At 43.1% G+C, this 11,141-nt stretch carries 10 protein-coding genes and 1 pseudogene; 4 read left to right on the forward strand and 7 right to left on the reverse strand.

Annotation, left to right across the window (positions count from 1 at the left end; translation table 11 throughout):
• The 4 genes from RMY00_RS00005 to RMY00_RS00020 form a co-directional block, all read right to left on the reverse strand.
• A partial coding sequence (locus tag RMY00_RS00005; RefSeq protein WP_322645601.1) for a tetratricopeptide repeat protein occupies window positions 1-831 on the reverse strand: 831 nt, incomplete at its 3' end.
• Complete coding sequence (locus tag RMY00_RS00010; protein ID WP_322645602.1) at window positions 828-1,598, reverse strand: hypothetical protein; 771 nt, start codon at window positions 1,596-1,598, stop codon at window positions 828-830. The genes RMY00_RS00010 and RMY00_RS00005, both read right to left, overlap by 4 nt.
• Window positions 1,595-2,095: a hypothetical protein gene (locus RMY00_RS00015; RefSeq protein WP_322645603.1), complete on the reverse strand. Its 501-nt coding sequence runs from the start codon at window positions 2,093-2,095 to the stop codon at window positions 1,595-1,597. Before RMY00_RS00015 ends, RMY00_RS00010 begins: the two co-directional genes overlap by 4 nt.
• Before the next feature lie 199 nt (window positions 2,096-2,294).
• Window positions 2,295-2,441, reverse strand: a complete 147-nt coding sequence (locus tag RMY00_RS00020; RefSeq protein ID WP_322645604.1) for a hypothetical protein — start codon at window positions 2,439-2,441, stop codon at window positions 2,295-2,297.
• A 195-nt stretch (window positions 2,442-2,636) separates the two neighbouring features.
• Between RMY00_RS00020 and moeB the strand changes: the two genes are divergently transcribed.
• Window positions 2,637-3,812, forward strand: coding sequence for a molybdopterin-synthase adenylyltransferase MoeB (gene moeB / locus RMY00_RS00025; RefSeq protein ID WP_322645605.1), 1,176 nt, complete (start codon window positions 2,637-2,639; stop codon window positions 3,810-3,812).
• A 140-nt stretch (window positions 3,813-3,952) separates the two neighbouring features.
• Here the strand turns inward: moeB and ftsH4 are convergent, their stop codons facing one another.
• Together ftsH4 and RMY00_RS00035 are read right to left on the reverse strand one after the other, a co-directional pair.
• Complete coding sequence (gene ftsH4, locus RMY00_RS00030) at window positions 3,953-5,818, reverse strand: ATP-dependent zinc metalloprotease FtsH4 (RefSeq protein WP_322645606.1); 1,866 nt, start codon at window positions 5,816-5,818, stop codon at window positions 3,953-3,955.
• 174 nt (window positions 5,819-5,992) lie between these two features.
• Window positions 5,993-6,178 carry a DUF2949 domain-containing protein gene (locus RMY00_RS00035; RefSeq protein ID WP_322645607.1) on the reverse strand — a complete coding sequence of 62 codons (186 nt, stop codon included), beginning with the start codon at window positions 6,176-6,178 and terminating at the stop codon, window positions 5,993-5,995.
• Between the two features lie 547 nt (window positions 6,179-6,725).
• Between RMY00_RS00035 and RMY00_RS36040 the strand changes: the two are divergent.
• Window positions 6,726-6,833 (forward strand): annotated as a pseudogene (locus tag RMY00_RS36040) (hypothetical protein); the annotation flags it as partial.
• Window positions 6,834-7,080: 247 nt separating this feature from the next.
• Here RMY00_RS36040 and RMY00_RS00045 read toward each other — a convergent pair.
• The gene (locus RMY00_RS00045; RefSeq protein WP_322645609.1) at window positions 7,081-9,327 is read right to left on the reverse strand and encodes a protein phosphatase 2C domain-containing protein; all 2,247 of its coding nucleotides are present in this window, start codon (window positions 9,325-9,327) and stop codon (window positions 7,081-7,083) included.
• Between the two features lie 233 nt (window positions 9,328-9,560).
• Here RMY00_RS00045 and RMY00_RS00050 point away from each other — a divergent pair, with 233 nt between their 5' ends.
• On the forward strand, window positions 9,561-9,995 hold the full coding sequence (locus RMY00_RS00050; RefSeq protein ID WP_322645610.1) for an NfeD family protein: 435 nt from the start codon (window positions 9,561-9,563) through the stop codon (window positions 9,993-9,995).
• 85 nt (window positions 9,996-10,080) lie between these two features.
• Window positions 10,081-11,088 carry an SPFH domain-containing protein gene (locus RMY00_RS00055; RefSeq protein ID WP_322645611.1) on the forward strand — a complete coding sequence of 336 codons (1,008 nt, stop codon included), beginning with the start codon at window positions 10,081-10,083 and terminating at the stop codon, window positions 11,086-11,088.
• Window positions 11,089-11,141: the final 53 nt, after the last annotated feature.

Consider the following 11,141-nt stretch of genomic DNA (forward strand, 5'->3'; position numbering starts at 1 on the left):
TAGGAACTGCAAGACATCGCCGATTGCTATTAAAGTATTAGCTTCACCCAAGCGATCGCCAATGTCGCGGTAGAATGCCAATGCTGCTTCGTAGCGCTCTAAGGCTTCGCTGCGTCGGTCTAGGAACTGCAAGACATCGCCGATTGCTATTAAAGTATTAGCTTCACCCAAGCGAGCGCCAATGTCGCGGTAGAATGCCAATGCTGCTTCGTATAGCTCTAAGGCTTCGCTTGCTCTATAAACTCGAAATTGTGCTTTACCTGCCCAATAATAAACTTCTGCTTTAGCTGGAGTTGCCACTTGCTCTGTTGCAACCTGTTCTAATAATGCTGTAATCAGCGATTCTAGTTCAGCAACACGAAAATTATTGTTCCACTTTTGGGCTAAATCCCAAAGCTCACTGCCTTTCCACTCCCGGTCAACTACAATCAAGTGATACAGCCATTCAATTTGAGTTTCTGGCTGTTCATTGGCGCTGCTAAAATACTCGGCTGCCCGTTGCGACAACGTGATAAACTCATCACGACGTTCTTGCCGCAGATGTTTTAACATCAGATTTCGCGTCAAATCATGAACATTATGCCCTCTATCAGGAAACTCTTCCACAAAAGGTAAAGCTTGCAATTCTGTATAGAGTTGAGATGATTGGGTTTGCAATTCTGGGCGCAGTGCTGCCAAAATCTCTGCATTAAACCAGTGTGGTACTACCGCCGCCCATACAGCCGCCGCTAACTCAGGCGAAAGCGTTAAGAGAAAACTCTCCGTTACAATCCAAGAGCGTTCTTCGTCTGTTTGTGCCTTTGCCAGCTTCTCTAAGAATGAATTATTCACAGCCGTTTCCTCGCCATCGCGTGTAGCGTTTTTAAGGCTGTCATAGTTGCCGCAGGTTGACCTTTAGACAGTATCATTGCGGACTCAACTTGAAATTCATTCAGCGATAGTCCTTCATTTTGGGCATAATCACACCAGGCTTTCAATTCCAAAATCGCTTCCAAAGGACAAAAGTCATGTAAACCCATCCACTCAACTGTTGGTTCCGGAATCTCTTGTCCGGCAATTACCACAATCAGCTTTTTTATCTTGACAACTTGTCTTAAAAATTTGCCACTTAACCAGTTTGCCAGTTCAGTAGGAGCTTTTTGATAAGAATCAAACAAAAATACTAGCTTTTCAGGAATTTGCTCTAAGTCCTGAAAAAAGGCCTCTTGTACTTTAGCAAAGCGAATATCAAGTGCCAACTTATCTTCACCAGACAAAACCACACTTAATTGGTTATCTTTGCCAATTATTGTTGTGTCAGAGACTTCTATTCCTGAACTGAGATATTGCTCCATAGCAGCATTTAATCTGGGAAAACGTTTCTTTCCTAGATAGTCAGGTACACAATCAAAAATGTAGGCAATTCCTCGCTGTGCCGATTTTATATCTATGTCCACACACAATACATTTTCTTCAGGTAATGTGTGCTTAAACCTTGTTAGTAACCAAGTTTTGCCAAAACCAGATTCAGCTTTAATTAAAAGTATACGTTTGGCAACGCTTCCCTGCACCATCCGATTAAAAAGTAAAACTTCCTGTGTGCGATTGGCAATAATCATGGATTCGGAGGATTATTTTGTTGAGGAGAAGCGGGAGGATTAGCATCATCTGTCACAGAAAACTCTTGGTTTTCACCGTCTATATTAGTATCTTCTACCCAAACATCTCCTTTAGTAACTCTTGCTTTATTTCCCTTCCCTTTCATTCGTGTTCCTCTAACAACAGTTCCCGGATTTGTCCCTGGCTGAGGGGGAGTTGGTTGTGAAGACTGTCTACCCCAAACATTACCGAAGATGAGTTGAAGAATATTAACTAAAAAGGCTCCCATTAAGGCAGCACCAATCATTTGAACCAATCCTCTGACATTTGATGTTTTCGCAACTTCTCCAGATAACCATGCCCAGATTCCTCCCAAAAGAGCAAGTTCAATTACTACAGCAATAACCAAGAACCAGCTACCCCGAAAGGTTCTTAACGGGGGTAATTGATTAATCAGATATCCAGAAACGGCACCGATAAATGCAGGTACTAAAATTTGTAAAAGCTCGTTTGGCATAGCAAAACAAACTAATTCGGTTGCGATTTTGCTTAATTAGGCTGAATTTACTATACACCCTAGATATAGCGGTTCTCGAATGGAAGCAATACACTTTGACCTCTCTCCTAAAAGGCTAACGGTGTACACACAAGTCGAATTACCCCCCTTAATCCCCCCTTGTGAAGGGGGGAAACAATAGATTTTCGTTCCCTCCCCTTTACAAGGCTGTAGCGATCACAGAACCACAGGAAATAATCACCGAAACAATAGATTTTCGTTCCCTCCCCTTGTAAAGGGGAGGGTTAGGGTGGGGTAATTCGAGGACTGGTAGTGATTCGATAACTTGTGCGTAAATCTTATTCATGGATAACCAAGTGCGTTCGTCGAAGACGTTGCCGTTCGCGGTAGCGTCTCTGAAAGAGAAGGCATCGCTAATCCCAAAACGAAGAGGTACAGAAGTAGCTTTTCCCACAGTAAGATAAAAAAACAGCTCAAAAACTAAATTAGTATATTTAATACTAGAATTACAGATTAAACCTTAAAACTATTGGTACATGGTATGTCGCTCAATCCCAATCTGGATGAAATCCAGTTGACCAAAGACGATTACGAACGCTTCTCCCGACACCTAATTTTGCCGGAAGTAGGACTAGAAGGACAAAAGCGCCTGAAAGCTGCCAGTGTCGTGTGTATCGGTACAGGTGGACTAGGTGCACCACTACTTTTATATCTGGCGGCGGCGGGTATTGGACGTATCGGGATTGTCGATTTCGATGTTGTCGATACTTCTAACTTACAACGCCAAGTCATCCACGGTACATCCTGGGTAGGTAAACCTAAGATTGAATCGGCAAAAAACCGCATTCACGAGATTAACCCCTATTGTCAGGTTGATTTATACGAAACCCGCCTAACTTCCGAAAACGCTCTAGAAATCCTTGAACCTTACGATATCGTCGTGGATGGTACTGATAACTTCCCCACTAGATATCTAGTTAACGACGCTTGCGTATTGCTGAATAAGCCCAACGTCTACGGTTCAATTTTACGCTTTGAAGGGCAAGCTACTGTATTTAACTACCAAGGTGGGCCAAATTATCGTGACCTTTTCCCAGAACCACCACCACCAGGAATGGTTCCCTCTTGTGCAGAAGGTGGGGTATTGGGAATTTTGCCCGGAATTATTGGTTTAATTCAAGCAACGGAAACTGTCAAAATTATTCTGGGACAAGGTAATACCTTAAGTGGACGATTGCTACTATACAATGCCTTAGATATGAAATTCCGGGAGTTGAAGCTGCGTCCTAACCCAATTCGCCCTGTGATTGAAAAACTGATAGACTACGAACAATTCTGCGGAATTCCCCAAGCTAAGGCAGAGGAGGCTAAACAGCAGATGGAAATGCAAGAAATGACCGTTAAGGATTTGAAGGAGTTGCTAGATAGTGGTGCGAAGGATTTTGTACTGCTAGATGTCCGCAACCCCAATGAGTACGACATTGCTAAAATTCCTGGTTCAGTGTTAGTGCCCTTACCAGACATTGAAAATGGCAATGGCGTTGCTAAGGTGAAGGAAATATTGAACGGTCATCGCTTAATTGCTCATTGTAAGATGGGCGGGCGATCGGCAAAAGCCCTCGGCATTCTCAAAGAAGCTGGGATTGTTGGGACGAATGTCAAAGGCGGAATTACCGCTTGGAGCCGAGAAATTGATCCTTCTGTTCCAGAGTATTAAAAACGCATAGGCGCTTCTCTACGAGACGCTACGTGTAGCTTGCTTCCCCGTAGGGGTACGCCTTCCCGGAGGGTAGGAACGCAGAGGTACGCAGAGAATAATCTTTGCGTACCTCTAAGTTTACAACCTGACTTTCTTAATTATGAATGAGCTACAGGTTTAACTTGACCCAACAAACTGTGCAGTTTTTCGCCTTCAATGACCTCTGTTTCTAAGAGTTGAGTAGCGATCGCTTCTAGCAAGTCTCGGTTCTGTCTAAGAATCTCTAGGGCTTGCTCGTGGGCTGTTTCTACGATTTCCTTGACTTCGATATCAATAGCTTTCGCTGTGTCTTCACTCACCGCCCGCCGAGGATTAGGAGCACCATTACCCAAGAACATAGACTGTTGTCCTTGTTGGTAAGCTAATGGCCCTAAAACTTTGCTCATACCATAAGTTGTTACCATCCGTTCTGCCAAGTCAGTTGCTCGTTGCAAATCGTTGGAAGCACCGGTTGTAATACTGTTAAACACAATCTCTTCGGCGGAACGTCCACCTAACAAAGTCGCAATCTGACCCCGCAGTTCATCTTCATTCAGCAAAAAGCGGTCTTCAGTTGGTAATTGCAGAGTGTAACCCAAAGCTGCCATTCCCCGAGGAATAATCGAAATCTTTTCTACGCGACCGTTTCCTGTGGTTAGCGCCCCGACCATTGCGTGACCAACTTCATGGTAAGCAACAATCTTTTTCTCAGTCTCGTTCATCACTCGACTTTTCTTCTCTAAACCGGCGACTACCCGCTCAATTGCTTCAGCAAAGTCTTCTTGAGCAATCCTTTCACGCATATTACGCGCTGCTAATAGTGCCGCTTCATTTACCAAGTTTGCCAAATCTGCACCAGCAAAACCAGGGGTACGAGTAGCGATCGCTCTTAAATCTACATCATCTCCTAATTTTACCTTTTGAGCGTGAATCTTGAGAATTGCTTCCCGACCAGATAAATCGGGACGGTCTACCAACACCTGGCGGTCAAAGCGGCCTGGACGCAGCAATGCAGAGTCAAGGCTTTCGGGGCGGTTGGTAGCTGCTAATACAATCACTGTTGCATCTCCTGCTGCAAACCCATCCATCTCAGTTAGTAACTGGTTGAGAGTCTGTTCTCGCTCATCATTACCACCGTAAAAGCCGTTACTGCTACGAGACTTACCGATTGCATCTAATTCATCAATGAATACAATACAAGGAGCCTGTTTCTTTGCCTGCTCAAACAAATCCCGCACTCTAGAAGATCCTACACCGACAAACAATTCTACAAACTCCGAACCAGAGATACTAAAGAATGGAACTCCTGCTTCTCCGGCTACGGCTTTCGCTAAAAGTGTCTTACCAGTACCCGGAGGCCCAACTAACAAAACACCTTTGGGAATCCTAGCGCCAATTTGCGTAAATCGTGCCGGAGTCTTGAGGAAATCCACAATTTCCACTAACTCAGTTTTTGCTTCTTCTACCCCAGCCACGTCTGCAAAGGTGATTTTACCTGATTCGCCTTCAACGTAAACCTTAGCTTTGCTCTTACCAATAGAAAGCGCACCTTGGGGGCCACCGCCACCACCACGGGCAACAAAGAACTGCCAAATACCAATAAAAATTAGTGGTGGAATCACCCAACTTAAAAGGGTTGTAAACCAAGTATTCTTGGGTGGAGGTGTAGCAGCGAATTCAACTCCCTTTTCTTCTAGCAGTTTGGGTAACTCTAAATCAAAGATTGGTGTAGTTGCAAACACCGGGCCCGGCTCGGCATTTTCTGCTTTTAGTTGGTAAATAATCTGGTTTTGACCAACAGAAACGCGACTAACTTCGCCTTCTTGTACTTGATGTATAAATAAGCTATAGGGAACACCAGTAGGGCCAGAGGCAAATAAACCAGGCGAAAATAAATTTAAGAGCAAAAATAGCCCTGATACTGCCAGTAATATATTAGCAATGATCCGAAAACGAGGTGACTTAGGCTGTTCTTTAATTGGCATTGAGGTTACTAATCCTTAAAATGAAACCCGTTAAAAATGTGACTTTCACAGAAAGTCTGTTGTTTGCCATCCAAATAGTTGAAGCAGTAGCTCATACCATTTAACAAACAATTTGATACAGAAGTAAACCTTGAAAGCATTGCTGTATCTAAGTTTTTTAATTGCGAATTGGTATTATACTGTCTCCAACCAATCAAAAATTTGGGCTAACTGATCCAGTGTTACCAGTCCATACTGCCAGAGGGTCATAGCCAGAAAGTTTGGGGTTTGCTCACAATGTCGCAAAGCAAGAGAAATTGCTCCACTAGGAACACCCAACTCTTCTTTTAAGAAATGCACCAATTGATCTGTAGCTTTCATAAAAATGTTAAATAAGCTTTATTTCTGAGAGAGCTTAACTTGGGTGATGTAATGCCCAGGCTTGTTCAGTTTGTTTTTATCGTTAACAATACTAACGCTTCTCATAATTTCTCTCCTCTAGCAATGGTTGCAGAATTTTTTATTTATGTAACTAAACTTAACAATTAAATTAATCTTTGTGAACTAACGAGCAAATACGGTTTACCGTACTCAAAGAGTTAATATCACTTGAAATGAGAAAATTTTAGGAACGCGGATTTAATTAAACCTGAGTTCGACAGATTCCAAAGAACCCCTCTGCAAACCTCTCTCTGCTTCGGGGAGAGGTTCATTGATTTTACAACTTACCAGAGCGATCGCCTTTGCCAAAGTCATGTAAAGTTATCTGTGGTGCGATCGCTTCACTGTATTATCTCACCAGTTAAACCGTGACTTTAAATCCAGAAACTGTCTTCAGCAACATTGCAACTGAGACGATTCCCGTCAACTCTGTAGCGGCTCCCGTCAACTCTGTAGCGGCTCCCGTCAACTCTGTAGTGGTTCCCGTCAACTCTGTAGTGGTTCCCGTCAACTCTGTAGTGGTTCCCGTCAACTCTGTAGTGGCTCCCGTCAACTCTGTAGTGGCTCCCGTCAACTCTGTAGTGGCTCCCGTTAACTCTGTAGTGGCTCCCGTCACGATTGAGATGACTAATATTTAAAAATTGGTCATCTCAATCGTGATTTTGTGACTATATAGGTAATAAACCTACAATAGTTGTCACTAGAAGCTAGTTTCTACTTCTGATATCAAAATCGGTGAATCACTTATGATTACCGTATCTGTGGAAAAATCGGAAAAGCCTCTTTCCCCCTGCCTCCTATGCTCTAAATGATAAGTCTTTAGCCGGACATGATATGATTCCCTATTTTCCACCGGGACACACTTGCTGCAATCTTTGGGGAAGTTGCCGACACATCTGCTGAAATCCTTGAGGATTAATTTGCCACCAAGCAAATAATCCCAAACTTGTACCCCCCACAAGCAATGCCAAAACTCCCCCTAGCATTACCAAACGTTTACCCCGCTTAGGTTTTGTAATTAAAGTTGGTGGAATTTCAGGGCTTAAAACTGGTTCCTCTGAAAGATCCAAATCTAAATCCAAATCTAAATCCAAATCTAGCAAAGCTTGCGAACTTTCTGTAAAAGAAATTGGTTCTTCTAATTTCTCTAGTTCCTCTAATTCCTCTAGTTTTTCTTCCTCTGGTTCCTCTAATTCCTCTAGTTTTTCTTCCTCTGGTTCCTCTAATTCCTCTAGTTTTTCTTTCTCTGGTTCCTCTGTTTCTTCTTGTATCGCTGCTTCTATAATTTCTTCTGGCAACGCCGGAGTCACAGGTACTAAGTATTCTGGGGAGATACGGCAATAAGTGAGAACAACCGACGTATTATCATGCCCATTTTTTTCGTTTGCTAAGTTAATCCAGTTGCAAACAGCATCTTCAACTGTCAGTTCACCTTTTAACACGGGTATTGCATAATCTTGCCAAGATTGTTCCACCAAGTTTTTATCACTTAAACCATCAGAACAAAGTAGCAATATGCCATCTTCTTCCAGGATGAATCGCTGAATTTTGATACGCAAAGATTCTGCATCTCTAGTCCCCAATGCTTGAGTTAAGGCATTAGCATCTGCTCTCAAGAGTGCTTTTCGATACAAGCTTTTAGCAAAACGCACTTCTCGCGTTGCCACATCATCATCTACTGTCAGTAGCTGACAATAATTGCGAGTAATCCAATAAGCACGGCTATCGCCAACATTAGCCAAGTAAAGTTCATGAGTATTATTAGATTGCCAGCCAGTACTCGTCTGCACTCGTTGTGGAACTTGCAGCGCCATCACAATGGTTGTAGCCATGCGTTCTTTGCCTTGGCGTTTTTGTTCATTATTGCGGGCACTAATCAGATTATTTACCACCCGTAAGCTTGCTTCTAATTGTTCCTGCAATAACTCTGGTGGTACAAGTACGGTTTGTTCTCTAACCTCCTTAAGTAAAGCGCGGATTTGCAACTTTACAGACTGCACCGCTAACTTACTGGCAACCTCCCCGCCTTCATGTCCGCCAATGCCATCGCAAACAATCGACAAGTGAGGCAATAAAGGTTCATTGAAAGCGACGGGAAACTCCATCCCCTTGTCGGTGGAGAGGGACAGTTGCTCCGCCGCATGGGGCATTGGGGATTGAGCATTGGTAACTTCTTCCTCATGCCCGATGCCCGATTCCCCACGCCCAAAAACTCCATCTCCTTGTGAGTGGAGTTTGTTATCTAAGTCACTTACAGCATTTGGGTAGCAAGCGTCTTCATTTTGCGCCATAATTGGCCCAATATCTGTAGAGCCTGCCACCTTCAAAACTAGTGGCAATTCTGCCGCAGACGCTAGTAGTAAATTATTGAGTTGAATATTAATAGTCTCTAACTCAACCTCATCACACATCTGCTGGACTATGTTCTGTAACCCTTTGGCTACTGATGCCTTTGCAGACGCTACCCAAAACTGCCAACACTCTCCCAGATTTCGTAAACTCAGTTTCTCATCTGCTGGTGTTTGGTAAAGTTCCAATAGTCGCACACACCAACCTTGAACTCTCAAGTTGTCTACTACTAGTAAACTGCGGCTAAGTCCCAATTCTGATAAAGATGGCCAAAGTTGGAGAATTTGCCACAGCCAATAAACTTGTCGTACCGCCGTTGCTTGCTCCCATGCCTCAACAATAGTTGAATAGATATTTCCTTTCTCATCTATCGGCACATTTTCTAACAACAGAATATCAGTTGTATCTCCCTCAAAGTTACTAGCAAACCCATAAGCCTGGGGGAGATGTAATCGCTCTTGATATAATCGTAGGTAAGGAATTACTTCCGTTGGCAATTCTTCAGGTGCATCTGGCGGCAGTCCCGGTTGAGTATCCAGCCAAATCTGGGGACTAATTACCTCATATCTCTGTGCTACCCTCGTACCTGGTGAGATTTTGGCAGACAATGAGCCAGTAGCCCAAAGATAGCGGTGAACTAAAGGAGTTTGACAAGTGGCACAAACACTATCTCCAATCGGATTAATGGGGCTATTACAGCGTGGATTTATACAATAAATTATCAGTTGAGTAGAAATCATAAAGGTATAAATTTAACAAACAAATCAACTAATGAACTTCGATTAAGTTTAGCTGGCAAAGATTTGAAGGCTAGAATAGACTTGATTTGTGTACCGCTAGCTACATCTTGTTACTGAAATTAATCAAAATTATTGGTAAAAAGACCAAGTTTTGTTTTCTGTAAATAACTTACGTCTGGCTGTATCTAATCGTAGAAATGCATTTACGTCAATGTAGAGTTTAGGATGGCGCTATGCCAAGTTTTACTTTAATTTGGCTTCTGGCAGGAGCAGTACTGTGTTTAATGGAACTGTTGTTACCATCGGCGTTTGTTGCTTTGATGATGGGAATTAGCGCTTTGGTGGTGGCGCTGCTGTCTGGTGTGGGTTTGGCAAGTGTATGGTTGCAAATTGTAGTTTGGCTATTACTTTCCACATTACTAATCGTGCTTTCTCGTCGGTTTTTGCAACCGCGACAACGCAAATCAAAAATTCGGGATGCAGTCATAGCTGAAACTTTAACAGAAATTCTGCCTGGGAAAACAGGGCGGGTGCTGTATGAAGGAAATTCTTGGCAAGCACGATGTGACGATGACAAATTTACCGTACCACCTCATCAAAAAGTTTATGTGGTTAGGAGAGAAGGTACTACTTTGATTGTGATACCAGAAAATTTGTTGAATTCTTAGTCATTTGTCATTAGTTCTTCTTCCCCTGCTCCACTCCCCTTTCCTTTTGAGTCACATTTAATACTTAAAAATTAGGAGATTTACAATGGAACAGTTTTTTTTACTAATATTTTTAGCCCTTGGTGGTTCTGCCGTAGCGGGATCTGTGAAAGTCGTTAATCAAGGCAATCAAGCTTTGGTGGAAAGATTGGGTAGTTATAACAAAAAACTGGAACCAGGACTAAACTTTGTCGTCCCTTTCGTAGATAGAGTTGTCTACCGAGAAACTATCAAAGAAAAAGTTTTAGATATTCCTCCTCAACAGTGCATCACCCGTGACAACGTTGGCATTGAGGTAGATGCAGTGTTTTACTGGCGCATTGTGGATATGGAAAAAGCCTGGTATAAGGTAGAAAATCTCCAGTCGGCAATGGTAAATATGGTGCTGACTCAAATTCGCGCCGAAATGGGACAACTGGAGTTGGATCAAACCTTTACTGCTCGTTCCCATATCAGTGAGCTTTTATTACAGGATTTGGACGTTGCTACCGATCCTTGGGGTGTGAAAGTGACACGGGTAGAACTACGAGATATTATTCCGTCTCAGGCGGTGCGAGAATCGATGGAATTGCAAATGTCGGCAGAACGGCGCAGACGGGCAGCAATTTTAAATTCTGAAGGTGAACGCGAAGCTGCCATCAATAGCGCCAGAGGTAAAGCTGAGGCACAAATCTTGGATGCTGAAGCTCGTCAAAAATCGGTAATTTTGCAAGCAGAAGCCGAACAAAAGGCGATCATTTTGAAGGCTCAAGCTGAACGTCAGCAGCAGGTTTTGAAAGCCCAGGCGATCGCAGAATCATCAGAAATTATTGCCCAAAAGCTCCACAATAACCCTAATGCCAATAAAGCGGTGGAAGTTCTGTTTGCCTTGGGTTATCTCGATATGGGCGCGACAATTGGTAAAAGCGATAGCAGCAAGGTGATTTTTATAGATCCGCGCACCATCCCCGCTGCTTTAGAGGGCATACGTTCTGTCGTTTCAGATGGTCAGGTTAGCTCTAACGAATTGTTTTCTAAACAAATACCAGGATTAGAAAACAATCGCCCTAGTTAGAAGGGGTAGAAGGGGCATGAGGGGACAAGTTTCTTTCTTGTCTCTTGGTCTTT

The sequence above is a fragment of the Nostoc sp. ChiVER01 genome, from assembly GCF_034531155.1.
In the GTDB taxonomy this organism is placed as follows: Bacteria; Cyanobacteriota; Cyanobacteriia; order Cyanobacteriales; family Nostocaceae; genus Nostoc.

What these genes read in the sequence shown, in the direction of transcription:
- RMY00_RS00010 (WP_322645602.1), bottom strand. Translation starts at nt 1,598, where the DNA reads ATGATTATTGCCAATCGCACACAGGAAGTTTTACTTTTTAATCGGATG.
- RMY00_RS00015 (WP_322645603.1), bottom strand. Translation starts at nt 2,095, where the DNA reads ATGCCAAACGAGCTTTTACAAATTTTAGTACCTGCATTTATCGGTGCC.
- RMY00_RS00020 (WP_322645604.1), bottom strand. Translation starts at nt 2,441, where the DNA reads ATGAATAAGATTTACGCACAAGTTATCGAATCACTACCAGTCCTCGAA.
- moeB (WP_322645605.1), top strand. Translation starts at nt 2,637, where the DNA reads ATGTCGCTCAATCCCAATCTGGATGAAATCCAGTTGACCAAAGACGAT.
- ftsH4 (WP_322645606.1), bottom strand. Translation starts at nt 5,818, where the DNA reads ATGCCAATTAAAGAACAGCCTAAGTCACCTCGTTTTCGGATCATTGCT.
- RMY00_RS00035 (WP_322645607.1), bottom strand. Translation starts at nt 6,178, where the DNA reads ATGAAAGCTACAGATCAATTGGTGCATTTCTTAAAAGAAGAGTTGGGT.
- RMY00_RS00045 (WP_322645609.1), bottom strand. Translation starts at nt 9,327, where the DNA reads ATGATTTCTACTCAACTGATAATTTATTGTATAAATCCACGCTGTAAT.
- RMY00_RS00050 (WP_322645610.1), top strand. Translation starts at nt 9,561, where the DNA reads ATGCCAAGTTTTACTTTAATTTGGCTTCTGGCAGGAGCAGTACTGTGT.
- RMY00_RS00055 (WP_322645611.1), top strand. Translation starts at nt 10,081, where the DNA reads ATGGAACAGTTTTTTTTACTAATATTTTTAGCCCTTGGTGGTTCTGCC.